Origin of the sequence: Enterovirga sp. CN4-39 (assembly GCF_049446235.1) — a bacterium.
Taxonomy (GTDB): Bacteria; Pseudomonadota; Alphaproteobacteria; order Rhizobiales; family Beijerinckiaceae; genus Enterovirga.
This window is the reverse complement of sequence record NZ_JBMSEF010000012.1, coordinates 104,871-128,645: the sequence shown is the minus strand read 5'-3', so window position 1 is coordinate 128,645 and position 23,775 is coordinate 104,871. Positions and strand designations below refer to the sequence as shown.

Annotated in this window: 27 protein-coding genes; 12 read left to right on the top strand and 15 right to left on the bottom strand. The window is 69.8% G+C overall.

From position 1 onward, the window contains the following. Positions 1-24 precede the first annotated feature (24 nt). Positions 25-2,214, bottom strand: coding sequence for a primosomal protein N' (locus ACO2SS_RS19280; protein ID WP_423279389.1), 2,190 nt, complete (start codon positions 2,212-2,214; stop codon positions 25-27). 194 nt (positions 2,215-2,408) lie between these two features. Here ACO2SS_RS19280 and ACO2SS_RS19275 point away from each other — a divergent pair, with 194 nt between their 5' ends. Beyond that, positions 2,409-3,395, top strand: a complete 987-nt coding sequence (locus ACO2SS_RS19275; protein WP_423279428.1) for a tyrosine recombinase XerC — start codon at positions 2,409-2,411, stop codon at positions 3,393-3,395. 13 nt (positions 3,396-3,408) lie between these two features. Here the strand turns inward: ACO2SS_RS19275 and ACO2SS_RS19270 are convergent, their stop codons facing one another. After that, on the bottom strand, positions 3,409-3,771 hold the full coding sequence (locus tag ACO2SS_RS19270; protein ID WP_423279388.1) for a hypothetical protein: 363 nt from the start codon (positions 3,769-3,771) through the stop codon (positions 3,409-3,411). A gap of 221 nt (positions 3,772-3,992) precedes the next feature. Between ACO2SS_RS19270 and ACO2SS_RS19265 the strand changes: the two genes are divergently transcribed. Both ACO2SS_RS19265 and ACO2SS_RS19260 read left to right on the top strand, forming a co-directional pair. Beyond that, positions 3,993-4,568 carry a PAS domain-containing protein gene (locus ACO2SS_RS19265; RefSeq protein ID WP_423279387.1) on the top strand — a complete coding sequence of 192 codons (576 nt, stop codon included), beginning with the start codon at positions 3,993-3,995 and terminating at the stop codon, positions 4,566-4,568. Positions 4,569-4,723: 155 nt separating this feature from the next. Continuing rightward, on the top strand, positions 4,724-5,218 hold the full coding sequence (locus ACO2SS_RS19260) for a ferritin-like domain-containing protein (RefSeq protein ID WP_423279386.1): 495 nt from the start codon (positions 4,724-4,726) through the stop codon (positions 5,216-5,218). A gap of 57 nt (positions 5,219-5,275) precedes the next feature. Here ACO2SS_RS19260 and ACO2SS_RS19255 read toward each other — a convergent pair whose 3' ends face one another. From ACO2SS_RS19255 to ACO2SS_RS19225, 7 genes are all read right to left on the bottom strand, one after another. Beyond that, positions 5,276-5,791 carry an SRPBCC family protein gene (locus tag ACO2SS_RS19255; RefSeq protein ID WP_423279385.1) on the bottom strand — a complete coding sequence of 172 codons (516 nt, stop codon included), beginning with the start codon at positions 5,789-5,791 and terminating at the stop codon, positions 5,276-5,278. Then, complete coding sequence (locus ACO2SS_RS19250; protein ID WP_423279384.1) at positions 5,788-6,153, bottom strand: ArsR/SmtB family transcription factor; 366 nt, start codon at positions 6,151-6,153, stop codon at positions 5,788-5,790. Before ACO2SS_RS19250 ends, ACO2SS_RS19255 begins: the two co-directional genes overlap by 4 nt. A 126-nt stretch (positions 6,154-6,279) precedes the next feature. Then, positions 6,280-6,930 carry a LysE family translocator gene (locus ACO2SS_RS19245; protein WP_423279383.1) on the bottom strand — a complete coding sequence of 217 codons (651 nt, stop codon included), beginning with the start codon at positions 6,928-6,930 and terminating at the stop codon, positions 6,280-6,282. 14 nt (positions 6,931-6,944) lie between these two features. Continuing rightward, positions 6,945-8,489, bottom strand: a complete 1,545-nt coding sequence (locus ACO2SS_RS19240) for an AMP-binding protein (protein WP_423279382.1) — start codon at positions 8,487-8,489, stop codon at positions 6,945-6,947. Positions 8,490-8,644: 155 nt separating this feature from the next. Next, positions 8,645-8,935, bottom strand: coding sequence for a 50S ribosomal protein L28 (gene rpmB / locus ACO2SS_RS19235; protein ID WP_423279381.1), 291 nt, complete (start codon positions 8,933-8,935; stop codon positions 8,645-8,647). A gap of 398 nt (positions 8,936-9,333) precedes the next feature. Then, positions 9,334-10,332, bottom strand: coding sequence for a threo-3-hydroxy-L-aspartate ammonia-lyase (locus ACO2SS_RS19230; RefSeq protein WP_423279380.1), 999 nt, complete (start codon positions 10,330-10,332; stop codon positions 9,334-9,336). Then, entirely contained in the window at positions 10,329-11,099 is a 771-nt protein-coding gene (locus ACO2SS_RS19225; protein WP_423279379.1) for an enoyl-CoA hydratase, read from the bottom strand. The genes ACO2SS_RS19230 and ACO2SS_RS19225 overlap by 4 nt, the downstream gene beginning before the upstream one ends. A gap of 184 nt (positions 11,100-11,283) precedes the next feature. On the opposite strand from ACO2SS_RS19225, the gene rpoN reads away from it, so the two are divergent. Beyond that, the gene (rpoN, locus tag ACO2SS_RS19220; RefSeq protein WP_423279378.1) at positions 11,284-12,798 is read left to right on the top strand and encodes an RNA polymerase factor sigma-54; all 1,515 of its coding nucleotides are present in this window, start codon (positions 11,284-11,286) and stop codon (positions 12,796-12,798) included. A 77-nt stretch (positions 12,799-12,875) separates the two neighbouring features. Beyond that, a complete protein-coding gene (locus ACO2SS_RS19215; RefSeq protein WP_423279377.1) occupies positions 12,876-13,241 on the top strand; it encodes a hypothetical protein in 366 nt (121 codons plus the stop codon). Between the two features lie 87 nt (positions 13,242-13,328). Here the strand turns inward: ACO2SS_RS19215 and ACO2SS_RS19210 are convergent, their stop codons facing one another. After that, positions 13,329-14,246 (bottom strand): AraC family transcriptional regulator, encoded by a 918-nt coding sequence (locus ACO2SS_RS19210; RefSeq protein ID WP_423279376.1) that lies wholly within the window; start codon positions 14,244-14,246, stop codon positions 13,329-13,331. A 103-nt stretch (positions 14,247-14,349) separates the two neighbouring features. Between ACO2SS_RS19210 and ACO2SS_RS19205 the strand changes: the two genes are divergently transcribed. Then, positions 14,350-15,087 (top strand): SDR family oxidoreductase, encoded by a 738-nt coding sequence (locus ACO2SS_RS19205; protein WP_423279427.1) that lies wholly within the window; start codon positions 14,350-14,352, stop codon positions 15,085-15,087. An 18-nt stretch (positions 15,088-15,105) separates the two neighbouring features. On the opposite strand, the gene ACO2SS_RS19200 is transcribed toward ACO2SS_RS19205, so the two are convergent. Together ACO2SS_RS19200 and ACO2SS_RS19195 are read right to left on the bottom strand one after the other, a co-directional pair. Beyond that, the gene (locus tag ACO2SS_RS19200; RefSeq protein ID WP_423279375.1) at positions 15,106-15,534 is read right to left on the bottom strand and encodes an SET domain-containing protein-lysine N-methyltransferase; all 429 of its coding nucleotides are present in this window, start codon (positions 15,532-15,534) and stop codon (positions 15,106-15,108) included. Positions 15,535-15,673: 139 nt separating this feature from the next. Continuing rightward, on the bottom strand, positions 15,674-16,990 hold the full coding sequence (locus tag ACO2SS_RS19195) for a hypothetical protein (RefSeq protein WP_423279374.1): 1,317 nt from the start codon (positions 16,988-16,990) through the stop codon (positions 15,674-15,676). 141 nt (positions 16,991-17,131) lie between these two features. Between ACO2SS_RS19195 and ACO2SS_RS19190 the strand changes: the two genes are divergently transcribed. Beyond that, the gene (locus tag ACO2SS_RS19190; RefSeq protein WP_423279373.1) at positions 17,132-18,487 is read left to right on the top strand and encodes a methyl-accepting chemotaxis protein; all 1,356 of its coding nucleotides are present in this window, start codon (positions 17,132-17,134) and stop codon (positions 18,485-18,487) included. Positions 18,488-18,494: 7 nt separating this feature from the next. Here the strand turns inward: ACO2SS_RS19190 and ACO2SS_RS19185 are convergent, their stop codons facing one another. The 3 genes from ACO2SS_RS19185 to ACO2SS_RS19175 form a co-directional block, all read right to left on the bottom strand. Beyond that, positions 18,495-18,806 (bottom strand): hypothetical protein, encoded by a 312-nt coding sequence (locus ACO2SS_RS19185; RefSeq protein WP_423279372.1) that lies wholly within the window; start codon positions 18,804-18,806, stop codon positions 18,495-18,497. Between the two features lie 15 nt (positions 18,807-18,821). Next, entirely contained in the window at positions 18,822-19,112 is a 291-nt protein-coding gene (rpsU, locus tag ACO2SS_RS19180; RefSeq protein WP_423279371.1) for a 30S ribosomal protein S21, read from the bottom strand. An 85-nt stretch (positions 19,113-19,197) separates the two neighbouring features. Further along, positions 19,198-19,407, bottom strand: coding sequence for a cold-shock protein (locus ACO2SS_RS19175; RefSeq protein WP_423279370.1), 210 nt, complete (start codon positions 19,405-19,407; stop codon positions 19,198-19,200). Between the two features lie 301 nt (positions 19,408-19,708). On the opposite strand from ACO2SS_RS19175, the gene panC reads away from it, so the two are divergent. The 5 genes from panC (at position 19,709) to ACO2SS_RS19150 (ending at position 23,757) form a co-directional block, all read left to right on the top strand. Then, positions 19,709-20,554: a pantoate--beta-alanine ligase gene (gene panC / locus ACO2SS_RS19170; protein WP_423279369.1), complete on the top strand. Its 846-nt coding sequence runs from the start codon at positions 19,709-19,711 to the stop codon at positions 20,552-20,554. A 110-nt stretch (positions 20,555-20,664) separates the two neighbouring features. Beyond that, positions 20,665-21,879: an SMP-30/gluconolactonase/LRE family protein gene (locus ACO2SS_RS19165; RefSeq protein WP_423279368.1), complete on the top strand. Its 1,215-nt coding sequence runs from the start codon at positions 20,665-20,667 to the stop codon at positions 21,877-21,879. A 191-nt stretch (positions 21,880-22,070) separates the two neighbouring features. After that, entirely contained in the window at positions 22,071-22,871 is an 801-nt protein-coding gene (locus ACO2SS_RS19160; protein ID WP_423279367.1) for a Crp/Fnr family transcriptional regulator, read from the top strand. A gap of 42 nt (positions 22,872-22,913) precedes the next feature. Further along, complete coding sequence (locus ACO2SS_RS19155; RefSeq protein WP_423279366.1) at positions 22,914-23,261, top strand: hypothetical protein; 348 nt, start codon at positions 22,914-22,916, stop codon at positions 23,259-23,261. Positions 23,262-23,388: 127 nt separating this feature from the next. Beyond that, complete coding sequence (locus ACO2SS_RS19150) at positions 23,389-23,757, top strand: polyhydroxyalkanoate synthesis regulator DNA-binding domain-containing protein (protein WP_423279365.1); 369 nt, start codon at positions 23,389-23,391, stop codon at positions 23,755-23,757. The last annotated feature ends 18 nt before the right edge of the window (positions 23,758-23,775 follow it).

The following is a 23,775-nucleotide window of genomic DNA, read 5'->3' as shown; positions in this document are numbered from 1 at the left end:
CGTCGGGACTCCTCCCGCTTCCTTCTACAGGAAGCTCATCGGGTCGACATCCACCGCGACGCGGACCGAGCCGCGCGGCTTGCCGGCGCGGATCAGCCATTGGCGCAGATACTCCTGGAGATTGGTCTCCCGCATCGCCTTCACGAGCAGGCGGAAGCGATAGCGGCCGCGGATGAGGGCCAGCGGCGCCTCCGCGGGGCCCAGCACCATCACGCCCGCGGGCGGTTCGGCGACGCGCGCGAGGTTGCGCCCGAACGCCTCCGCCTCCGTCCGGTCGGCGCCGGACACGATCAGCGCCGCAAGCCGGCCGAAAGGCGGCATGCCGGCCGCCTCCCGGGCCGCCGTCTCCTCCCGGTAGAAGCGCTCGGCCTCGCCCGAGACCAGCGCCGCGAGGACGGGATGGTCGGGCTGGTAGGTCTGGACGAGCGCGCGCCCTGGCTTCGATCCGCGTCCCGCCCGGCCCGTGACCTGCTGCAGGAGCTGGAAGGTGCGCTCCGCCGCCCGGGGATCGCCGGAGGTGAGGCCGATATCGGCATCGAGCACGCCGACGAGCGTCATGTTGGGGAAGTTGTGGCCCTTGGCGACGAGCTGGGTCCCGACCACGATGTCCGCCTCGCCCTCCGCGATGGCGGCCAGTTCCTTCCGCAGCCGCTCCGTGCCGCCCGGGAAGTCGCTCGACAGCACGATGCGGCGCTTTTCCGGGAAAAGCCGGGCGACCTCCTCGGCGATGCGCTCGACGCCCGGCCCGCAGGGCACGACGGTCTCGGCGCCGCCGCAGGCCGGGCAGGTCTCCGGGACGCGCTCCGCATGGCCGCAATGGTGGCAGACCAGGGCGCGCCGGAAGCGATGCTCGACGAGCCAGGCGGAGCAGTTGGGACAGTTGAAGCGGTGCCCGCAGGCCCGGCACAGCGTCAGGGGCGCATAGCCGCGCCGGTTGAGGAAGAGCAGCGCCTGCTCGCCCGCGTCGGTCGTGCGGCGGACTTCCTCCACGAGACGCGGCGACAGCCAAGTGCCGCGCTCGGGCGGATCACGGCGGAGGTCGACCGCCTTGATGTCCGGCAGGGTGCGGCCGCCGAAGCGCTCCGGGAGCGCGACGCGCGAGAAGCGCCCGCGCTGCACGTTCACGCGCGTCTCGATCGAGGGCGTCGCCGAGGCCAGCACGACGGGCGCGTTCTCGAAACGGCCGCGCACGATCGCCATGTCGCGCGTGTGGTAGCAGACGCCGTCCTCCTGCTTGTAGGCGCCCTCGTGCTCCTCATCGACCACGATGAGGCCGAGATCCTTGAAGGGAAGGAACAGCGCGGAGCGCGCTCCCGCCACCACCGAGACCTCGCCGGAGGCGACGCCCGCCAGCACGCGCTCGCGGCGCCGGCCGGATACGCCCGAATGCCACGCGGCCGGCCGCGTGCCGAAGCGCCCGGCGAAGCGGTCGAGAAAGGCCGAGGTCAGCGCGATCTCGGGCGCGAGGATGAGGGCCTGCCGTCCGAGCTTCAGGGCAGCGGCGATCGCCTCGAAATAGACCTCCGTCTTGCCGGAGCCGGTCACGCCGTCGACAACGATCACGGGATGCCGTGATCCTGTCGTCACAGGATCCTGTGACGTCGCTGTCGCGACCGCGGCCGCGAGCACTTCGGCGGCGGCGCGCTGGCGGTCCGACAGGTCCGGGCGGACGAAATCGGGATCGGGCCGCTCGGCCACGGGCTCGGCCTTGAGGGCGACGGTCTTGAGCGTGCCCTCGTCCACGAGGCCGTCGATCACGCCGACCCCGACCCCGGCGGCTTCCGCGAGGTGCCGCTTCACATGGACGAGGCCCCCCGCGGCAGCCTCCAGCACGCGGGCGCGGGCCGGCGTGATCCGTTTCGGGGGCGGGCCGGCAAGGCGGACCCCGACCCGGATCGTCTCCGGCGTCTCCACCGGCACCTTGAGGGCGAGGCCGAGCGCCGAGCCCTTGGGGGCCAGCGTGTACCAGGCGAGCCAGTCCACCAGCCGGCGCAGCGCGGCCGGCATGGGCGGCACGTCGAACTTGCCCGCGACCTTCTTGAAATTGTCGCCCGCTCCCGGCCGGACCGACCACACGACCCCATAGCGCTCGCGCGGGCCGAGCGGCACGGCGACGAGATCGCCTTCTTCCAGGCGAAGGTCGTCAGGAACGGCGTAGCTGTAGGTCTGGTCCAGCGCGAGCGGGATCAGGATCTCGGCGACCCGCGCCGTCATTCGGAAAGGCTCAACCCGGACCGGTCAGGATAGGTGTGTGATCAGATCGTGAACATGGCGGTTCGGCGTTGAACAGGCAACACCACCTCTCCCCGCCTGCGGGGAGAGGTCGAGCAGCCCGCGGCAGCGGGCGTCCGGGTGAGGGGGCCGCACCGAGCGGACCTGCCTCCACGGCCGCCCCTCATCCGGTCGCTCTGCCGAGCGACTCGACTTCTCCCCGCACGCGGGGAGAAGAGGGAACGCTCCTCCCCGGAACGCCCGCGCTTCACCGGGTCGTGGCGTCCTGGCTGTCCGCGCTCGGGGCCGAGCGCAGGCTCTCGCCCAAGACCGTCGAGGCCTATTCGCGCGACCTGCGGCAGTTCCTGGCCTTCCTGGTGGGGCATCTCGGCGAGCAGCCCTCGCCGGGCGCGATCACCGGGCTGAAGCCGGCCGATATCCGCGCCTTCCTGGCCCATCGCCGCCGCGCCGGGATCGAGAGCCGCTCGCTGATGCGCCAGCTGGCCGCGCTCCGGTCCTTCGGCCGGCACCTCGAACGGGAGGGGCACGGCACCGCCTCCGCCTTCGCGGCGATCCGCAGCCCGAAGGTCGCGAAGGGCCTGCCGAAGCCGGTCTCGGCCTCCGCCGCGCTCGCGATGGCGGATGCCGGCACGCGGGCTGGCGAGGCGCGCGAGCCCTGGGTGCTGGCGCGGGATGCCGCCGTGATCGCGCTTCTCTACGGCTCGGGCCTGCGCATCGCCGAAGCGCTCGGCATCGCCCGGGAGGACGCACCCGTCGGGGCGGCCGATTCCATCACCGTCACGGGCAAGGGCGGCAAGATGCGCAGCGTGCCCGTGATCCCGCCCGTCCGCCGGGCGATCGAGGAATATCTGGCGCTCTGCCCTTATCACCTGCCAGCAAAGGGGCCGCTCTTCGTCGGCCAGAAGGGCGGCCCGCTCTCGCCCCGCATCATCCAATATGCCGTCGAGGGCCTGCGCGGTGCGCTGGGCCTCGACGCCAAGGCGACACCGCACGCCTTGCGCCACTCCTTCGCGACGCATCTCCTCTCGCGCGGCGGGGAACTGCGGGCGATCCAGGAGCTCCTCGGCCATGCCTCGCTCTCGACGACCCAGATCTACACCCAGGTCGACGCGGCACGGCTGATGGCGGCCTACGACGCCGCCCATCCGCGCGCCCGAGGCTGAGGACGGCCTTGAGTCACCCGCGCTTGTCGGCGTTCCACACGCCCGAGCAGCCGGTCGAGGTCTTCCAGGTGCCGTTGCCAGAGGCGCCGGAGACGCGGCCAGTCACCTGCGCGCGCTGCTCACCGCGCGAGATCGTGCCGTTCACGGCGCCGCTCCCGCTCACGCCGCCGGAGGCGCTGAAGGCCTCGCGGCCGCCATACCGGATCGCGCCGTTCTGCACGATGATCGGATAGCGATAGACCTTGTCGCATTCGCCCTGCCGGGTGATCACCTCGACGCTCCAATTGCCGTCGAACTTGTTCGGCGCCTTCTGGGCGAGGGCCGGTGCCGAGAGCACGCACGCGACGAGCGCGACGGATATCGATGTGATGCGCAAGCCATCCTCCCCATGTCGTTCGTTCCTCGACTGAACGCCCGAGCGGGATTTGCGATCCGGGCCGGCGCGTTAGCTGTCGCAGCCTCGATCCGAAGCGGCGGGAGGGCTCCTTTCGGGGCTCACCGCTGCGGGAAGTTTATGGAGCCTTCGCCGTGCCCGACGAGGAGGAACATATGGGGAATGCCTCTGACCGACCGAATTTCCGCTCGGCTGCAGCTCGGTTGAGACAGGCCCAGGACGTCTCGCGTCGGCTGATGGAGCAGGCGCCGATTCCCGTCATGGTGCTTTCGCAGGATCTCCGGATCGTGGACGCGAACCCCGCCTATCTCAGGGCCGTGTCGCGCCATCGGGATTCGCTGGCCGGACGGCCGATGTTCGAGGCGTTCCCGGACAGCCCGCACGATCCCGTCCCGACCGGCGTCCAGAACCTCTCGAACTCCTTCGAGGAGGTTCTTCGCTCGGCCGGCTCGAACGTCATGCCCCTGCAGAGATACGACATCCAGCCGGAGGGACGCTCCTGGGAGGTGCGCTACTGGAACCCGATCAACTGGCCCGTCCTGAACGAGGACGGCTCGGTCGCGGCTCTCGTCCACCACGTTCTGGATGTGACCGAGACGGTTCTTCAGGGCAGATGGAACGCCTCCGTGCGAACATGGTCGAGCGGGGACCTGCTGGCTCGTGCCGACGCCGCGATCTGGAATGCGAAGCGGATCAGGGCCGAGATGGGCCGCGACCTGGAGCAGACTCGGCTCGGCAGTAAGAGGCTGACCCGGACCGGACGGACGAGGGGGTCGTAGGCGAAGGGGCCGAATGACGATCCTCCGGCCAAGGCCCGCTCGAGACGACGGGTTCGCGGCCCGGATGCTCGGCCGACTTGCGCGCTTTGTCCGTTACCGGACGGCAGGAACGTGGCGATGAAGGCTTCGTTGGCCAGGAAAGAAGGAAACCCGCCATGGCCGACAAAGACCTCAAAGCCCTCTTCCTGCACCAGCTGAAGGACACCTATTTCGCCGAGAATGCGATCCTGAAAGGCCTGCCCAAGCTCGCGGAGGCCGCCCGAAGCGACGAGGTGAAGGGAGCCTTCCGGGTGCACGCGGAGGAGACCCGGGAGCAGGTGAAGCGGCTCGACCAGATCTTCAGGGTTCTCGGCGAGAAGCCGGAGGCCGTCGAATGCCAGGCCATTCAGGGCATCCTCGCCGAAGGCGACGAGGTCATCGAGGAGTTCGGCGGTTCGGAGGCGATCGATGCCGGGCTGATCTCGGCCGCGCAGACCGTCGAGCATTACGAGATCACGCGCTACGGGACGCTTCTCGCCTGGGCGAAGCAGCTCGGGCTCTCCGAGGTTGCCGATCTCCTGAAGGAGACGCTGGTCGAGGAGGAGAATACCGACCAGCTCCTGTCCGAGCTCGCGGAAGAGGCCGCGAACCCGGCAGCCGCCGCTGCCTGAGCGGCGCTTGGGCCGGGCCGGGTGCCCGGCCCCATGGCCGACAGGCTGGGGCGGTCGTCAGGCCGCTTCCGACCGGAGGTGCTCGGCGAGCTGGTCCATCGTGCCGGCAGTGCCCTGCTCCATGGAGGCGAAGAAGCCCTCGAACATGGCCATCTCTTCGTCCGTGGCGTCGATAGGGTTCCCCTGCATATGGACCGTCGTGCGCCCGTTCTCCTCGGTGAGCGTGACCTCGCTCATGACCTCGAGCGGCCATGTCTGGCTGAACGGCGCGCGCGTGATGCTGCCCGCCTCGTCGGAGAACGCGCTCGCATAGACGAGCCGATGGGGCGCCTCGATCCTCCGGTATTCGAAGCGGCCCCACCACACGTCGCCGTTCGGAAGGGCCATGTTGTAGAGAAACAGGCCGCCCGGGCGAAGGTCGAGCCGCTTGACCTGCACCGGGCAGCCCTTCGGGCCCCACCAGCGCTGGAGCCGTTCGGCTTCCGTCCAGGCCCTCCAGACCAGCTCGCGCGGCGCATCGAACGTGCGTGAGAAAACGAACGGCTTCGTGGCGCTCTTCAGCTCGGCACTCATCGTGTCCCTCCACCCTTTTCGGTTTCGTCGGTCGCGGCGGCCTGGACGTCGCGGAGATAGTCTCCCAGGCGGTCAAAGCTGTCGTCGAAGAAGCGCCGGTAGAGCGCGAGCCACTCGTCCACCTCGCGCAGCGGCGTCGGCTCGAGCCGGCAGGGACGCCACTGCGCCTCCCGCCCCCGCGTGATGAGCCCGGCCTTCTCGAGCACCTTCAGGTGCTTGGAGATGGCCGGCAGGCTCATCCGGAACGGCTCCGCCAATTCCGTCACGCTCGTCTCCCCGCGCGACAGCCGCGCCAGGATCGCGCGGCGGGTCGGGTCGGCGAGCGCCGAGAAGGTCGAGCTGAGATGGTCCTGTGCGAGCACCTAGTTTACCGATGAGTTAATTAGCTGATCGGTTAAATACACGGCGAGCCGCAGGGCGTCAAGCCGTGCGGTGGCGCTCTCGATGTTGGCGGATCGCGGCGCGCCGGGAGCGGTGCCGCTTGGCGGTCAGGCTGCCGGGCGCTTCGCGAAGGCGAGGCCGATGCCGAGCGCGACCATCGCGGCGCCCGAAGCCTCCCGCAGCCGCCTGACCAGGGCCGGACGCGCGGACGCGCTGTCCCGGATCCCGCTCGCCGCGAAGGCGACGGCAATGTCGGCAAGCGTATTCAGCGCAACCGAGACGAAGCCGAGCACCACGAATTGCAGCGCGACGTGACCCTCGGTCGGGTCGAGGAATTGCGGCACGAAGGCGAGGAAGAAGGCTGCCGTCTTCGGGTTCAGGGCCTCGACGAGCACGCCCTCGCGGAAGGCCCGTTTCGGCCCGATCGCAGGGGCCGGGCGGGCGCCGTCTAGAGGCGTGGAGGCCTCCCGGCGGGCGGAACGGAATGTGCGAAGCCCGAGCCAGACGAGATAGGCGGCGCCGAGCAGCTTCAAGGCGGTGAAAAGCTCCGCGCTGGCGAGCACGATGGCGGATACGCCGAGGCTGCCCGCGAGGACGTGGACCAGGCCGCCGACACCCGTGCCGATGCTCGACGCGACGCCTTCCGCACGACCGCCGGCCAGCGTGCGCGCAGCGACGTAGAAGATGCCGGGGCCGGGCGTGACCGCAAGCACCAGGGCCGCGGCGGCGTACAGGGCGAACTGGGTCAGGTCCGGCACGGGGTCGTGAACCGCTAGGCTTCCGCCCGCAGAATACGGCGGATGATCTTGCCGCTCGTCGTGATGGGCAGGTCGGGCCGGAACACGATCTCGCGCGGATAGGCATGCGCCGAGAGCCGCTCGCGGACGAAGCTCTGGATCTCGGAAGCCAGGGCCTCCGACGGCTCGTAGCCGGCCTTCGGCACCACGAAGACCTTCACGATCTCCGTGCGGAGCTCGTCCGGCCTGCCCACCGCGGCGGCGAGCGACACCGCGGGATGGCGCAGGAGGCAATCCTCGATCTCGCCAGGCCCGATGCGGTAGCCGGCCGACGTGATCACGTCGTCGTCGCGCCCGACGAAGGAGATGTAGCCCTCCGGGTCGACGGTCGCCTGGTCGCCCGTGGTCATCCAGTCGCGGACGAACTTCCGTTCGGTCGCCTCGTCGTTGTTCCAGTAGCGCAGGAACATGACCGGGTTCGGCCGGCGCACTGCGATCTGGCCGATCTCGCCCGGCTCGCAGGGCGTCCCGTCCGGCCGGATGATCGCGACGTCGTGGCCGGGAACCGGCTTTCCGGTCGCGCCGCCCTTGCCGATGCCGAGCGCCGAGCAGGTGCCGATGACGAGGTTGCACTCCGTCTGGCCATACGCCTCGTCGATCGGGATCCCGAAGGCGTCCTGGCCCCAGGCGGCCGTCTCCGCACCCAGCGCCTCGCCGGCCGACATGACCGAGCGCATCTCCAACGCGAAGCGCTCGCGCGGACGCTGCACGGCGCGCAGCATGCGCAGGGCCGTCGGCGGGATGAAGGCGTTGCGGATGCCCTGGTCGGCGATCAGCCGGAAGGCCTGTTCCGGGTCGAACTTCTCCACCTTCCGGGCCACCACGGGCACACCGTAGCGCAGGCTCGGCAGGAGGCAGTTCAGGAGACCGCCCGCCCAGGCCCAGTCGGCCGGCGTCCAGAACCTGTCCTCCGGCCGCGGAAAGAGGCCGTGCGTGAACACGATGCCGGGCAGATGGCCGAGCAGCACCCGGTGGCCATGCAGCGCGCCCTTGGGCGGCCCGGTCGTCCCGGAGGTGTAGATCATCAGCGCCGGGTCGTCGGCGCCGGTGTCGCGGGGCGCGAAATCGGGCGAGGCGGCCGCGATCGCCTCCCAGAACCCCTCGATTGCGCCGTCGGGGCCGTGGATGGAGAGCGTCGTCCCGAGATCCGGCAGCCGGTCCCGGATGGTGGCGACCTTGGCGGCCCCGGCGCTGCCCGTGATCAGCGCCTTGGCGCCGGCATCCGACAGCCGGTAGGCGAGGGCGTCCGCGCCGAAGAGGGAAGCGAGCGGCAGCGCGATCGCGCCGAGCTTGTAGATCGCGACATGCGCGACCGGGACGGCGATGCCCTGCTGCAGCAGAACCGCGACGCGGTCGCCGGGGCCGATGCCGCGGGCGCGCAGGGCATTGGCGAGGCGATCGGATCGCTCGCGCAGCTGCCCGAAGGTCAGGATGTCGGTCGAATCGTCGGGCCGGACCTCGATCACGGCCGGGCGATCGGGATCGGCCGCCGCCCAGCGGTCGGCGACGTCGACGCCCATATTGTAGCGGGCAGGGATCTCCCAGCGGAACCCGGCCCTCAGGGCCTCGAAGTCACGCGAGGCCGGAAGCCGGAAGCCGGCCCATTCGGCCGGATGCTGGAGGGACGCTCGGGCGAGGCCTGAACTGGCCGCCGCGCCGGAATCGGGCAGCGGAGTTACGCCGCCGCGGCCGCCTTCTCGGAGATCTCGCGCTTCAGGCGGCGGGCGCGCAGCGACAGCTCGTTGTCGGACGCCTTGGCCAGGAACGAATCGAGGCCGCCGCGATGCTCGACCGAGCGCAGCGCATGCGCCGTGATGCGCAGGCGCACCGAGCGGCCGAGACGGTCCGAGATGAGCGTGACGTTCACGAGGTTCGGCAGGAACCGCGTCTTCGTCTTGCGGTTCGAGTGGCTGACGAGGTTGCCCACGAGAACGGCCTTGCCGGTCAGTTCGCAGCGACGGGACATGGGATTGATCCTATGGTCTCAAGCCGAGCCCGCGCGAGCCGACGAGCCCGGCGCCTGGATCGACACAATCTCGGTGTGAAGGCCGGCCATATACGAAAGCCGGCGCGGAGCGTCAAGGACGGACGGCGCTTTGATCGTTCAGGCCGCGTGGCGCGACTGGCTCAGGGTGGCCTCCGCCGCGTCGGGATTGGCCTCGATGAACGCGCGAGCCTCCGCCGGACGCGCTTGATGTGGTCAGGCGTCATGGGCGGATACTCGACCTGCATGGCCGGCATCTCCCCGCGGGCATGGGCGATCGCTTCTCGCAGGCCTTGCTCCAGCGAGAGGCCGAGTTCGGTTCGCCCTCCGGATACATTCTGCCGCTTAGGACTTCCCATCTTCCGCCCTCCCGGCCCGATCTACCCCAGCAGCCGCGCCAGCACGCGCGAGTCCACGTTTCCGCCCGACAGGATGATGCCCACGCGCTTGCCCTCTACGGGCACGAGGCCGTTCAGGGCCGCGGCGGCCGCGAGGCAGCCGGTCGGCTCCACGACGATCTTCAGGCGCTCCATGAGGAAGCGCATCGTCTCGACGAGCATCTCGTCGGAGACCGTGAGGATGTCGGTGACGCGCTCGCGGATGATCGGGAAGGTGCGCTGGCCGAGATGGGGCGTGAGCGCGCCGTCCGCGATCGAGACCGGGACGGGGATCGTCACGATGCGCCCCTCCCGGAACGAGCGCTGGCCGTCGTTCCCGGCTTCGGGCTCGACGCCATAGACCTTGCAGCCCGGCGAGCGAGCGGCTGCCGCGAGCGCGCAGCCGGATAGGAGGCCGCCCCCGCCGAGGCAGACGAAGAGGAGGTCGAGCGGCCCCGTCTCCTCGATCAGCTCCAGGGCGGCCGTGCCTTGCCCGGCAATGACGTCGAAATGGTCGTAGGGCGGGATCATGGTGAGGCCGCGCTCGGCGGCGAGCTGCCGCCCGATCGCCTCCCGGTCGTCCTTGTAGCGGTCATAGGTGACGACCTCGCCGCCATAGCCCTTCGTCGCCGCGAGCTTCAGGGCGGGTGCGTCCGACGGCATCACGATCACCGTCTCCACCCCGAGCAGGCTGCCCGCATAGGCGATCGCCTGGGCGTGGTTGCCGGACGAGAAGGCGACGACGCCGCGCGATTTCTGCTCGCCCGGCAGGGCGGAAATGGCGTTGTAGGCGCCGCGGAACTTGAAGGCGCCGGAGCGCTGCAGGTTCTCGCATTTGAAGAAAAGCTGCGCCCCGGTCCTCCCGTCCGCGATCCGGGAGGTCATGACGGGGGTGCGGTGGGCGATTCCGGCGATGCGCCTTGCGGCGGTCTCGACATCGGCGAAGGTCGGGAGCGCGATCTCGGGCGCGGGCTGGGACATGGCGGCGCTCATGGCATTCATCCGTGCTTGAAGGCGGGCGGGCGCTTGTCGAGGAAGGCGGCCATCCCCTCCTTCTGGTCGGCGGTCGCGAACATGGCGTGGAACACGCGCCGCTCGAACCGGATGCCTTCAGCGAGGCTCGTCTCCTCCGCCCGGTTGATGGCCTCCTTGGTCATCATGGCGACGGGGACGGACATGGAGGCGATCGTGCGGGCCGCCTTCATGGCTTCGTCGAGGAGCTCGGCCGCCGGAACGACGCGCGAGACGAGCCCTGAGCGCTCGGCCTCGGTGGCATCCATCATGCGGCCCGTGAGGCAGAGGTCCATCGCCTTCGCGCGGCCCACCAGGCGGGTGAGGCGCTGCGTGCCGCCGATCCCCGGCATGACGCCGAGCTTGATCTCGGGCTGGCCGAATTTCGCCGTGTCGGCCGCGATGATGACGTCGCACATCATGGCGAGTTCGCAGCCGCCCCCGAGCGCGAAGCCCGCGACCGCCGCGACGATCGGCTTGCGGCGCTCGGCCACCCGGTCGGCCAGCCGGAACAGGTCGTCCAGATAGGTCGCCGGATAGGAGAGGGAGGACATCTCGGCGATGTCCGCGCCGGCCGCGAAGGCGCGCTCGGAGCCCGTGATCATCATGCAGCCGATCTTCGGATCGGCATCGAAGGCCGTCAGCGCCTCGACCAGTTCGCCGATCAGCGCCGAGTTGAGGGCGTTCAGGGCCTTCGGCCGGTTCAGCGTGATGCGGCCGACCCGGTCGTCCCGCTCGACAAGGATGTTCTCAGGCATTGTCCGCGTTCCCTCGCGCTTCCGGAACGCAGCGCTAGTTGAGGGGCGGAGGCGCCGCAAGCTCGCCCGCGGCGGCGGGCCGCATGCCGGGCAGGGCTCCAGACCCTTTGACCTGAGGTTTGTCGTGAAGTAGACCGAACGAGGTAAGCAAAAACCGTGCCGAAAAGGCGCGTCGGGGCAACGTATGGCGTTGATGCAGCGACTCGAAATGCGCCAGGGTCAATCCCTGGTCATGACGCCTCAGCTTCTGCAGGCGATCAAGCTGCTGCAACTCTCCCATCTCGATCTCGTCAGCTATGTCGAGGCGGAACTGGAGCGCAATCCGCTTCTGGAGGCCGGCGAGCGGGACGGCGACGGAGGCGGCGACCTCGCCCTCGCGGAACTCGGGCAGCAGGTCGCCGAGACCATCCGGTCCGGCGACATCGACCTGACCCGCGGCGAGATCGAGGGCGACCATGCCCCGCCCCTGGACAACGTTTTCGACGAGCCCATCGCCCCCGGAGGGCAGGAGCAGCAGCTCGACGCATTCACGCTTTCTACCCCGGCCTGGCAGAAATCGGGCGGATCCTTCGACGGCGAGGATACGGATTTCGCGACGAGGCTCGCCAGCGAACCCTCGCTGCACGAGCACCTCGTCGGCCAGCTCGATCTGGCGACGGCGAATGCGGTCGACCGCTTCATCGGCCGCCACGTCATCGATGCCGTCGACGAGGCCGGCTATCTGAGCGAGACCTGCGAGCAATTGGCGGACAACCTCGGCGTGAGGACGGCCGACGTCGAGCGCGTCCTCCGCCTCGTCCAGGGCTTCTCCCCCTCCGGCATCGCGGCCAGGAACCTCGCCGAGTGCCTCGCGATCCAGCTGCGCGAGCGGAACCGTTTCGATCCGGCCATGGAGGCGCTGGTCGGCCGGCTCGACCTCGTCGCCAAGCGCGACATGGCGGCGCTCCGGCGCATCTGCGGCGTCGATGACGACGACCTCGCCGAGATGCTGGGCGAGATCCGCCAGCTCGATCCGAAGCCGGGGCGGGCCTTCGGCGGCGGCCCCGTGCAAACCCTCGTGCCGGACGTGTTCGTCCGCGCCGCGCCCGATGGAAGCTGGATCATCGAGCTCAATCCCGACACGCTGCCGAAGGTGCTGGTGAACCAAGCCTACCATGCCCGGGTCTCGCGCCAGGCGAAGGGGGAGGCGGAGAAGAGCTTCATCAGCGAATGCCTGCAGAGCGCGAACTGGCTGACCCGCTCGCTGGAGCAGCGCTCCAAGACCATCCTCAAGGTGGCGACCGAGATCGTCCGGCAGCAGGACGGATTCTTTGCGCATGGCGTCTCCCACCTGCGGCCGCTGAACCTGAAGACGGTCGCCGATGCGATCGGGATGCATGAATCGACGGTGTCGCGGGTCACGTCGAACAAGGCGATCGGTACCGCCCGCGGCACCTTCGAGATGAAGTACTTCTTCACCGCGTCCATCCCGAGCGCGTCGGGCGCGGAGGCGCATTCCTCCGAGGCCGTGCGCCACCGGATCCGGCAGCTGGTCGATGCCGAGAACCCCGAGGACATCCTGTCGGACGACGCGCTCGTGAAGCGCCTGCAGCGCGAAGGCATCGACATCGCGCGCCGTACCGTCGCGAAGTACCGGGAGTCGCTGCGCATCCCATCGTCGGTCGACCGCCGCCGCGAAAAGCGCGTCGGCATGCGTTGAGAGCGACGATCCGCCGGCGGAACGACCGGCTCCCGGCGGGATTGATGGACGTGCCATCATCTTCGAGGAGGACGCCCATGAAGACCCTCGCCGCCGCGTTGGTCGCAGCCCTGCTGGCCGGTGCCGCCCAGGCGCAGCCCGCGCCTCCTCCTCCAGGGCCGGGCGCGCCTCCGCCGCCGCCAGGGGACAACCAGGGTCCCCCGCCGGGACCACGCGACGGGCGCCCCGGACGCGGCGCCTTCATCAAGCTGGAAGCGCCGGGAGGCGCGGAGATCGCGGTCCGTTGCGCCGACGGCGAATCCACCCGGGCCTGCATGGACGTCGTGGTGCAACTCCTGGAGCGCACCCGCAGCATGCATGGCGACCGTCGGCGGGACTGGGATCGGGATCGCGGCGGCTATCGCGGCGGCGGCGATTACCGCGGCGATCGCGACAACGACTGATCGGATCGGCTGCCGCGGGCAGCCCGACGGACCGGCCGGGAGGGGGCGCTCTCCCGGCTTTTTTCAGGCGCTTGCGCCCCCGGCGCTTTAGCTGCCGGCCGCCGCGCGGCGCATCGCTCCGTAGCGGCGCGGGGCGTGGCCGACAACGCGCCTGAAGGCGTTTCCGAAGGCGCTTTCTGACGCGTAGCCGAGGCTGGCCGCGAGCTCGGCGATAGACTGGTCGCCCCGCTTCAAGGCGGCGCGCGCGGCCTGCATCCGCCAGCGCAGGAGATATTCGAGCGGCGGAACACCCACGAGGCCCCTGAAAAGGAGAGCGAAGCCGGACCGGGACATCCCGACGGCCTTCGCCAGGGCGTCCACCGTCCACCGTCGGCCGATCTCCTCATGCATCAGCCTGATCGCGCGGCCGATCCTGCGGTCGCTCAGGGCCCCGATCCAGCCGGCCGCATCCGGCCCGTTCACGGCCACATGCGCCCGGAGCGCCTGGACGAGGAGGATGTCGGCGAGGCGGCCCGTCATCAGGGATTCGCCCATCCGGCCGCTGTCGAGCTCGTCGTCCAGCAGCTGCAGCGTGCGGCGGAGAATGGCGGCGGCGGGCTCCTGCGCCGGGACGTGGAGAAAGGGCGGCAGCGCATCGAGCAGGAGCCGCGCATCCTCGCTTCCGAACACGAACCCGCCTCCGATCAGCACCGTGTCGTCCCCGCCGTGACGGACGATGCCGGAGGGGTTTCCGGCGAAGAGCGCCGTTCCGTCGATCGCCGGCAGGCCGGGCGCCGTCGAGAGGACGAAGGGCGGGGCGTTCGCCAGGAGAAACGTATCTCCTTCCTCAAGCCGGCATGGCTCCACGCCCGGCAGCTCGATCCAGCAGCGTCCCCGGAGGACCGCGTTGAACTTCAGATAGGGCTTGGCGGCGAAACGAAGCGCCCAGCTTCCGCCGGCCTCGAGGCGCGCCGTGGCGAGGCTCTGCACATCCAGCAGGGAAAAGACCTGGGACAGAGGATCCATGGCCGATCCTGGACGTGCGCGCAGAAGAACTGGTGTCTGGCGCATAGATCGTCCGGCCGTGGCGACGCAAGATCCCGGCATGACGAACGAAGCGGAGGCGGCGATGTCGGGCATCGCAGGCAAGGTGGTCGCGATCACGGGCGCCAGCAGCGGCATCGGGGAGGCGACCGCGCGGATGCTCGCGGCAAGAGGCGCCAAGGTGGTGCTCGGGGCACGGCGCGAGGAGCGCCTGGCGGCGCTCGCTGCCGCCATCGTGGAGGCAGGCGGCGATGCGGCCTACAGGATTGTCGACGTGACGCGGCGCGAGGATCTGGCCGGCCTCGTCGACCTAGCTTGCGAGCGCTTCGGCAGGCTGGACGTGCTCGTCGGCAATGCCGGCATCGGTCCCATCTCGCCGCTCGACGATCTGCGGGTCGAGGATTGGGACGCCATGATCGACGTCAACATCAAGGGTTTCCTCTATGGGATCGCGGCGGCCTTGCCGGTGTTCCGCCGCCAGGCCGCGGGCCATTTCGTGACCGTGATCTCGACCGCCGGGCTGAAGATCGTGCCGCAGCAGGCCGTCTATGCCGGGACCAAGAACGCCGTCCGGACGATCTGCGAGGGACTGCGCCAGGAGGCGGGCGGCGCCCTACGGGTCACGGGGATCTCGCCGGGCTTCGTGCGAACCGACTTCGCCGACAGCATGAGCGACCCGGCCCTGAAGGCGCAGGTCCGCGCCCGGATGGAGGAGATCGCGATTCCCCCGGAGGCGATCGCCCGGGCGATCGCGTTTGCCATCGAGCAGCCCCCCGAGGTCGATGTCGGCGACATCGTCGTCCGGCCGACGGCGCAGTCCTGATCGCGGCGAGGCGCTGGGCTATTCCGGCGTGAACCAGAGGGTCATCTGGTAGTCGATCGTCAGCTCCTCGCCAGCCGCGATGTCGCGGGCGGCGACGAGGTCGATGGCGAGTTCGTCGATGTGCCGGACGAAGTCGCAATTGGGCGTGTAGGAGTGGTTGAGCAGGCTCGTGAAGCCGAGCGCGATGGCCGACCGCCCCTCGTGCCGGTAGAGATCCTCCTCCACCGTGCCGTGCTCCCACATGAACACGTAGGTGAACACGATCGTGGGATCGACCGACTTCCGGTCCTCCGGCGGGATGACCAGGACGGGCGAGCGCTCGATGAGCGCGCCGGCCGGTATGTCGGCCTCCGCGATCACGCCCCGGCCCCGCCGGCCCATCTGCGAGATGCGAAGCGGCAGCCGCTGGCTCGACCGGACGCCGATGGCCTCGAAAGGAGCATTCATTCTGGCTCGACCTGCAGAAGGCCGGGCGGAGCCGCCGGCCGGAGGAGACGGCGCCTGTCGAGGCTGGAAGGCACGGGGCCAGGTGCGCCGGCCCAGATAAGCGGGCCGGGCGAACTCGGTTCCGCCCGATTCTGCCCGTTTATGCGGCAGGTGGATCGAGGAGGCCGAGCGCCTCCACCTGCGCGAGCTGGCCCGCGATGAGCTTCTCGCCGATGTCGCGCCGGTAGCGCATGTCCGGGACCAGGACGCGGTCGGCCAGCCGGTAGGCCTCGACGCGTGCTTCCGCGATCGTCGCGCCCGTTCCCGTCACCACGGCCGTCCAGCCGTAGATGCCGCTCGTCACGAGACTGCCCGAGGGATCGAGCCCGATCTCGCCATGGTGGAAGTGGCGCCGGTCGGCATCCGTCAGCTCGCCGTCGAACAGGACGGGGAGGCCGACGGGCGCCTCCACCTCGCGGCGCATATACGGGAAGGGGGGCGTCGTCAGCACGATCCCAACGGCAAAGCCCCGCCGCGTCCGGAACGGCGTGCCGGAGCGGGTCACCATGGCGCGGAAGAGCTCGGCCCAGGAGGTTTCCTGCAGCGGATCGAGGATGGCAAAGCCCGGATAGCCGAACCGGCAGGTGAATTCGAGCGGCCAGATGCCCCGGTCGTTCACGATCGTGTTGAGGTTGATGTAGCCGAGATAGCCGTTCTCCCGCAGGATCGGCGCCATGCGGGCCAGCGTGCGCTCGAAGAACCTCCCGGTCCGGTCATAGGTGACCACCGTCCCCATCTCGCCCGTGAGCTCGCCCATGTCGCCCGGGAAGAAGCGCTTGTGCTCCCAGTCCAGGCAGGCGGGCTCGAGGAAGCACTCCCCGTCGAAATAGGCGCCGACGCCCATCTCCACGCCCTCGAGGTATTCCATGAGGATGAAGCGCGCCCCCTCGCTGCGCCCGAGCAGCCTCGCCCGGATCATGGCGGCGACGTCGCGGCCGTCGCGGAGGCGCCCGACATAGTTGTCGGAGGCCCCGAACCCCTCGCCGGAGAACTTCAGCACGTAGCGTCCGGGCCGCTCGGCCAGGAAGGCGAGGGCGGGCTCGGCGGCCTCGAAATCCCAGACGCCCGCGACCTTCAGGCCGATCCGGGCGAGCACGCCCTGGGCATAGGCGCGGTCCTTCTCGAGCCGGTCGCCGAAGGCCGAGCCGCCGATGACGTTGAACCCTTCCGCGCGGAGTTCGTCCTGGACGGCGCCGCGGCCCTTGGCGACGTTCTCGAACAGGATGATCCCGTCCGGGCCGGCCTCGCGCACCCAGTCGAGCTCGGCGCGCCAATCCTCCGTCTGCGGCACGAGCCCCGCCATGGTGCCGCGCGCGAGCGGCTCCGCGATCGAGACCCGAACGTCGTGGCCATCCTCGACCAGGCGGCCATAGAGGGCGCCGAGGTCGCAGGTGTCGCCGATGCCGAGGAACCGCATGGCTTCCGTTTGGCAGGCGCACGCGCCCGGCACAACCGCGGCGTGCGCGCCAGGCCTCTCACCCGGAATTAACCATTCCCTGCCACTAACCCAGACGGGGCCCCTGCGGCCCCGTCGTCCGAAGAGAGCAGCCTATTGCCCATGGACGTTGCCAAGAAGCGCGAGCTCCCTGCCAGCTTCGCCGCGCGGCTGAAGCTCTATCGGCTCGGGGAGGCCGAATTCCGCACGCTCGCCGGCCTCTGGCCGCGGCTCGAGCCGGCTCTCGCCTCCTCCCTCGACGAATTCGTCGCGCTGGAACTCGCCAACCCGCCGACCCGGGCGCTGTTCGAGCGGCACGGGCCGACGATCCGGCGCCTGGAGCAGGATCACCTCGCGCTCGTCCTGTCCGGCCGGCTCGACGCGGCCTATGTCGAATCCTGCCGCCGGATGACGGCGGAGCACGAGCGCCTGGAGGTTTCCGCGCGGACGCGCCTCTTCGCCCGCCACATCGTCTATGGGGCGATGCTCCGCGTGCTCGAGGCACGGCATCGGTTCAGCGGGGCAAGGCTCGGCCGGGCGGCCCGCCTCGTCGGGGCGGCCCTCGATTTCGACGTCGCCATGACGATGGCGCTGCAGCAGGATGCGGCGCTCCAGGCCTCCGAGCTGCGCCGCGAGACAGTCGAGCGGGCGATCGGGGAGTTCGAGCCGGCCATCCGCGAGGTCGTGATGGCGGTCGCCTCGGCCGCCGAGGCGCTGCGCTCGAACTCGGCCGAGATGCGGGAGGTCGCCAACGAGACCTCGGCCCGCATGAGCTCGGCCTCGCGTTCCGCGGCGGAGACGCAGGAGACGGTCGTGGCGGCCGCGGCGGCGACCGACCAGCTCGCGATCGCCATCGGGGAGATCGGGCAGCAGAGCGGCGACAGCCTCGTGCGGGCCCGCAACGCGGCGGGCGACGCCCGCACGTCCATGAACGGCCTGGAGGAGCTCGCGCTCGCGGCCGATCAGATCGGCTCGGTCGTGGAGCTCATCTCCAAGGTGGCGGCCCAGACGAACCTGCTCGCCCTCAATGCGACGATCGAGGCGGCGCGGGCGGGCGAGGCCGGTCGCGGGTTCTCGGTCGTGGCGCAGGAGGTCAAGGCGCTGGCCAACGAGACCGCGCAGGCGACCCACGAAATCTCGCGCCAGACGGCCGCGATCCGCGGGGCGGCGCAGCGTTCGCTGGCTCAGATCGGGGCCGTGATGGAGGCCGTGGCCGGAATCTCCGTCTCCGCGACCGCGATCGCGGCCTCGGTGGAGGAGCAGGCGGCCGCAACGCGGTCCATCTCGGAGGGGATCCGGGCGGTTGCCGGCACGACCACGCGGGCGAGCGAGGAAATGAGCGCCGTCGATGCCGCGACGGGGCGGCATCTCGCCGCCGTCGAGGCGATCGTCCAATGGACCGACCGCCTGGCGGTAGGCTCAGGCGATCTCCAGAAGGGTGTCGGGGAGTTTTTCGCGCGCGTGCGCGGGGTCGGCTAGCCGGATCTCAGGCCGGCGCGCGCCCCGCGCCGGGGAAGAAGGCCGCGTGCTCGGTCCATTCGGACGCGACATGCGTCGCGGCGGCGGCCACGCCGGATTCGGCGAGCACCTTCGCGATCGCCTGCTGGCGACCGGTCCTGGTCTCGGCCGTGCGGGCGCGCGCGATCTCCAGCGAGATCGCGATGCCGCGCTCGAGCTCGGCCCGGGACAGGCCGCGGAACCGCGACAGAAGATCCTCCGCCACGGCTTCCAGGTCTGACCACGCCGCGTCCGGCAGCTCGGCCAGATAGATCGCGACGGGGAGCGACGGATCCGCCAAGAGACGGCTCCGAGCTTAGGCGCTCGGGGCCTGCGTCGCGCTTGGAAGCGGAGCCTGTGCCGGGCGGCGGCGCGCGTCGAACTGCCTCGGCTTCGGCTTCGGCAGCAGGCCTTCGCGCTGCATCTGCTTGCGGGCGAGCTTCCGGGCGCGGCGGACGGCCTCACCACGCTCGCGAGCCTTCCGCTCGGACGGCTTCTCGAACGCCTTGCGCTTCTTCAGCTCGCGGAAAATGCCCTCGCGCTGCATCTTCTTCTTGAGCACGCGGAGAGCTTGATCGACGTTATTGTCGCGAACCAGGACCTGCAAGGGATCTCGCTTTCTGCGCCCGACAGGGAGGCGCAATGTTGGAGGGGGGTGGAGGAAGCGCGCGGCTTCCTCCGGGTTTATGAAATCAGGCGACCTGAAGGTTCGCCACGGCGACCTTGCCGGAGCGGCGATCCTGCTCGGTGTCGAACGACACCTTCTGGCCTTCTGCCAGGCTACGGATGCCGGCGCGCTCGAGAGCGGTCGCATGGACGAAAACGTCCTTGCTGCCGTCGTCGGGGGCGATAAACCCGTAGCCCTTGGTTTCGTTGTAGAACTTCACGGTTCCCGAAGTCATGACGGGGATCCTTTCGTCTCGATCGTGCACGTTGAAATCGGAAGCGAGCGGTTGCCCGCCTCGATTTCGGCTTCGCGATATTGGGTAGAAAAGTCTGAAGCGTGCGCCCGGTAGAGGCGAAACGGCCCAGTTGTCCGGCCAAAGTCGACGCACACCACATAATCCCGATCACTCTTCGATACAACCGCAGCCCACCCTGGGGCCGGTTTTTGACAAAGGAGGGAGAGCGTTCCGCGGGTTGACCGGGCCGGCCAAGCTTCCGACAAGCGGCCCGTCGGCCGAAGCCAGCACAGGGGAGATCATGCAGGCGCCTGAGACCGTTCGGAGTGTTGCCGAGCTTCGCGCCCGCGTCGCCGCGTGGCGTCAGGCGGGCGAGCGTGTCGCACTCGTGCCCACGATGGGAGCCCTGCATGAGGGGCATCTCGCGCTCGTCCGGGCCGGGCGGGAGCGCGCCGAGCGGGTCGTCGTCTCCATCTTCGTCAACCCGAAGCAATTCGCCCCGAACGAGGATTTCGAGGCCTATCCGCGCGTCGCCGACCGCGACCGGGCGGCGCTCGTCGGGCTCGCCGACGTGATCTTCGCGCCCGGCGTGAACGACATGTACCCGCCCGGCTTCGCCACCGAGATCACGGTCGCGGGCCCGAGCGAAGGCTTCGAGGGGGCGGCGCGACCCGGTCATTTCGCCGGCGTCGCCACCGTGGTGGCCAAGCTCTTCACCCAATGCGGGCCGGATTACGCGATCTTCGGCGAGAAGGACTGGCAGCAGCTCCAGGTCGTGACCCGCATGGCGCGCGACCTCGACCTGCCCCTCGAGGTCGTGCCGCATCCGACCGTGCGGGACGAGGCCGGCCTCGCGCTCTCCTCGCGCAACGCGTACCTGTCGCCGGACGAGATCGCGACCGCCCGCAAGCTGAACGTCATCCTCTCGCGCACGGCCGGCGAGTTGCGCGCAAGGCCCGTGGCCGAGGTGCTGGCGAAGGGGCGGGCCGAGCTGGAGGCACTCGGCTTCGGGCCGATCGACTACCTCGCGGTCGCCGATCCGGAGACGCTGAAGCCGCTCGATGCGCTGGAGCCCGGAAAACCCGCCCGCCTGCTCGTCGCGGCCCGGCTCGGCTCGGTCCGTCTCCTCGACAACGTGGCCGTGTGAGCGGATCCCGAACACCTCCTTGACCGTGCAATCCGTCCCCGCCTAGCCTTTCCGGCGAGCGTCGCCCGAAGGCCGTCGGCCTCCCGAGAGCGCCGCCGGGAGGACGTGCCATGTCGAGCAATGTGGGCGGCGGCGCCCTGTCGCGCCGCGCATTCACGGGCATTCTGGGTGCGGGAGCCGCAGCCGCGGCATCGGGCGCCGCGCTCGGGCAGGCGCCGGCGCAGCGACAGGGGCCGCCGACCGTCATCAGCAACCCGCCTCGCGACTTCAGCCGGCGCGGCGCGCCGACGACCTACTTCTCCGACCCGGACATCCTCACGGTCGATCCGAGCTTCGACAACCTCGTGCAGCCGAACGCCGCGATCCAGCGCATCTGGACGGGCGCCCTCTGGGCGGAGGGACCCGCCTGGAACGCGCAGGGCCGCTATCTCGTCTGGAGCGACATCCCGAACAACCGGCAGCTGCGCTGGATCGAGGATGACGGGCGCGTCTCGGTCTTCCGCGCGCCCTCCGGAAATTCCAACGGCAACACCTTCGACTACCAGGGCCGGCAGATCTCCTGCGAGCACCTGAACCGCCGCGTCGTCCGCTACGAGCTGGACGGCTCCGCCACGATCCTGGCCGACAACTACCAGGGCAAGCGGCTGAACTCGCCGAACGACGCGGTGCCGCATCCCGACGGGTCGGTCTGGTTCACGGATCCTCCCTATGGCGGGCAGCTCTACGAGGGCGCGCCGGACGAGGCGGGCGGGCCGTCCAACGCGTCGGGCCGGATCAATCCCCGCCTCGGCCAGCCTCCCGAGATCGGCCGCTGGCGGCGCGAGCTGCCGACCAACGTCTACCGGCTGGATCCCTCCGGCCGGCTCGACGTGGTGATCACCGAGGAGCAGGTCCCCGATCCGAACGGGCTCGCCTTCTCGCCCGACCACAAGCGGCTTTACGTGGCCTCGACCGGCAAGGGCCCCGGCGACCGCGGGCCGGGCGGAAAGGGCGACATCCACGTCTTCGATGTCGGGCCCGACAACAAGCTGTCCAACGGCCGCCGCTTCACGGATTGCGTCGTGGACGGGGTGAACTGCAATTCCGACGGGCTGCGATGCGACGTGGATGGGAACGTCTGGTCGGCCTCCAATGCCGGCCGGAACGTCGGCTATAGCGGCGTGACGGTCTGGAATCCCGAGGGCAAGCTGATCGGGCGGATCCGGCTGCCGGAGGTCTGCGGCAATGTCTGCTTCGGCGGGCCCAAGCGGAATCGCCTGTTCATGGCGGCGAGCCAGTCGATCTACGCCGTCCATGTCGGCACCCAGGGTGCGTCGCCCGGCTGAGCGAATCGCGGCCCGTCGGCCTGCGGCCGGCTTCCACGAGGTACTACTTTGGGTTGATGCCATATCCCTGAACAGGGCCTCCGACCCGTTGTAGGCTTGTGGTCCGGCCGTCGGATCGCTCGTCGTGTTCGGCAGCCGAAACTGGCGTCGCAATCGCCAGTTGATCTAGAATCTTTTCAGGGAGCGGAATCTTGGCCCGTCTGGGATTAGCGGGCGAAGCGCCGGGCAAGGACCCGCCGCTCTCCAGGCGCGCCTCGCCCGCGACGGGCGCGGCGGACGAGATCGGCGACGCCCATTTCGGGAATCGCCTTCTCTCCGCTCTCCAGCCGAGCGACTTCGAGATCCTCAGGCCCGATCTGCGCGTCGTCGACCTCCGGCAGGGCGAGGGACTCTACGAACCCGGCCAGCCGATCACCTCCGCGTATTTCCCGCATGGGAGCATGATCTCGCTGGTGGCGGTGCTCGAGGAGGGCGAGACGGCGGAGGTGGCCGTCTATGGCCGCGAGGGCGTGGCGGGCTACCTGAGCTCGCTCGTCGCCGAGAACTCCTTCGGACGCTACATCGTGCAGATCTCCGGCACCGCGTCGAAGATCAGTACTGCGCGTCTGGTGCAGGCCGTCCATTCCAGCCCGACGATGCAGGACGTGTTCTCCCGCTACCTCCAGGCGATCCTGTTCCAGAGTTTCCAGACGGTCGCCTGCAACGCGCTCCACTCCGTCGAGCGGCGCTTCTGCCGCTGGCTCCTGGCGACGCGGGACCGGGCGGGGCGGGACGATCTCCCCCTGACGCACGACTTCCTCTCGGAGATGCTGGGCGTGCAGCGTCCCACGGTCAGCCTCATCGCCCGCACGCTCCAGGCTGCCGGTCTCATCGAGCAGGGCCGCGGCATGATTCGCGTCGTGGACCCCGGCAGGCTCGAGGAGAGCGCCTGCTGCTGCTACCGGCTCAACCGCGCCAATCTCGAGCGCCTCCTGCCGGGCGCCTTCAGGTAGGAGCAGCACAGGCCGAAGTACTTTTCCGTACGGTTCGGCGTTGTGTTAGGCGTCGAACTGATCTCGATCACGAAGGCGTTATCGATTGCTGATCTCTACCGGATTGGGGGAGGCAGCCTGGTGGTCGAGACAAAAGCAAAGGCGTTGAATGCAGTCGGAACAGGGGAAGGAGCGGGGAAGAGGATAGAACTCAGACAGGTCAGTTTCGACGGCCTGATGACCGACCTGATCGAGCTTGATTTTGCCCATGCCTGCGAATGCGAGCGCATCGGCCGCAGCGGGTCGGGCTCCACCACGAAAAAGCACGTACTGAACCGGCTGCGCGAGCTGCATCGCGCGAGACGCGAGCCCTACCTTCGCGAACTCACCCGGGTCGTGCTGACCCAGTGATCCCATACCGGGCCGGGCGCGCCCAGCGGACCGGCCTTCCAAGCAGCCAGACCATCGCATTGCCTTTCCGCCCGGCCGCGCCGTGTCGCGGCGACGGGAGAGTTGTGCCGGAATCGAGACCTGCCGGATGAACGCACGCGCAAACACGCCCGATCTCATCAAGAAGCACGCGAACAGGCGGCTCTACAGCATACAGGCGGGAGCCTACGTGAACCTGGAGGACCTGGCCGAGATGGCCCGCGCGGGCCGGGACTTCGTGGTGGTCGACACCCGGACCCAGGAGGACATCACCCACGCGACCCTCGCGCAGATCCTCCTCGCCCAGGAGAGCCGCACGCAGGAGAACCTCCTGACGGCCGATTTCATGCTGAAGCTGATCCGGCTGCGGGGCGACACGCTGGGGGCCTACGTGCCCGACTACCTCCACACGACGCTGCGGCTCCTTTCCGAACAGCGCGGGGAGGCGCCGCCGCGAAGCGGCGCGGGCAACGCCTGATCCGGCGAGCGCGCGACC

Coding starts and splice junctions, on each gene's coding strand:
- ACO2SS_RS19205 (WP_423279427.1), top strand. CDS start 14,350: ATGTCGGGCATCGCAGGCAAGGTGGTCGCGATCACGGGCGCCAGCAGC.
- panC (WP_423279369.1), top strand. CDS start 19,709: ATGCAGGCGCCTGAGACCGTTCGGAGTGTTGCCGAGCTTCGCGCCCGC.
- ACO2SS_RS19175 (WP_423279370.1), bottom strand. CDS start 19,407: ATGACTTCGGGAACCGTGAAGTTCTACAACGAAACCAAGGGCTACGGG.
- ACO2SS_RS19190 (WP_423279373.1), top strand. CDS start 17,132: ATGGACGTTGCCAAGAAGCGCGAGCTCCCTGCCAGCTTCGCCGCGCGG.
- rpoN (WP_423279378.1), top strand. CDS start 11,284: ATGGCGTTGATGCAGCGACTCGAAATGCGCCAGGGTCAATCCCTGGTC.
- ACO2SS_RS19240 (WP_423279382.1), bottom strand. CDS start 8,489: ATGGGCGTCGACGTCGCCGACCGCTGGGCGGCGGCCGATCCCGATCGC.
- ACO2SS_RS19215 (WP_423279377.1), top strand. CDS start 12,876: ATGAAGACCCTCGCCGCCGCGTTGGTCGCAGCCCTGCTGGCCGGTGCC.
- ACO2SS_RS19280 (WP_423279389.1), bottom strand. CDS start 2,214: ATGACGGCGCGGGTCGCCGAGATCCTGATCCCGCTCGCGCTGGACCAG.
- ACO2SS_RS19165 (WP_423279368.1), top strand. CDS start 20,665: ATGTCGAGCAATGTGGGCGGCGGCGCCCTGTCGCGCCGCGCATTCACG.
- ACO2SS_RS19230 (WP_423279380.1), bottom strand. CDS start 10,332: ATGAATGCCATGAGCGCCGCCATGTCCCAGCCCGCGCCCGAGATCGCG.
- ACO2SS_RS19255 (WP_423279385.1), bottom strand. CDS start 5,791: ATGAGTGCCGAGCTGAAGAGCGCCACGAAGCCGTTCGTTTTCTCACGC.
- ACO2SS_RS19150 (WP_423279365.1), top strand. CDS start 23,389: ATGAACGCACGCGCAAACACGCCCGATCTCATCAAGAAGCACGCGAAC.
- ACO2SS_RS19195 (WP_423279374.1), bottom strand. CDS start 16,990: ATGCGGTTCCTCGGCATCGGCGACACCTGCGACCTCGGCGCCCTCTAT.
- ACO2SS_RS19210 (WP_423279376.1), bottom strand. CDS start 14,246: ATGGATCCTCTGTCCCAGGTCTTTTCCCTGCTGGATGTGCAGAGCCTC.
- ACO2SS_RS19225 (WP_423279379.1), bottom strand. CDS start 11,099: ATGCCTGAGAACATCCTTGTCGAGCGGGACGACCGGGTCGGCCGCATC.
- ACO2SS_RS19200 (WP_423279375.1), bottom strand. CDS start 15,534: ATGAATGCTCCTTTCGAGGCCATCGGCGTCCGGTCGAGCCAGCGGCTG.
- rpmB (WP_423279381.1), bottom strand. CDS start 8,935: ATGTCCCGTCGCTGCGAACTGACCGGCAAGGCCGTTCTCGTGGGCAAC.
- ACO2SS_RS19260 (WP_423279386.1), top strand. CDS start 4,724: ATGGCCGACAAAGACCTCAAAGCCCTCTTCCTGCACCAGCTGAAGGAC.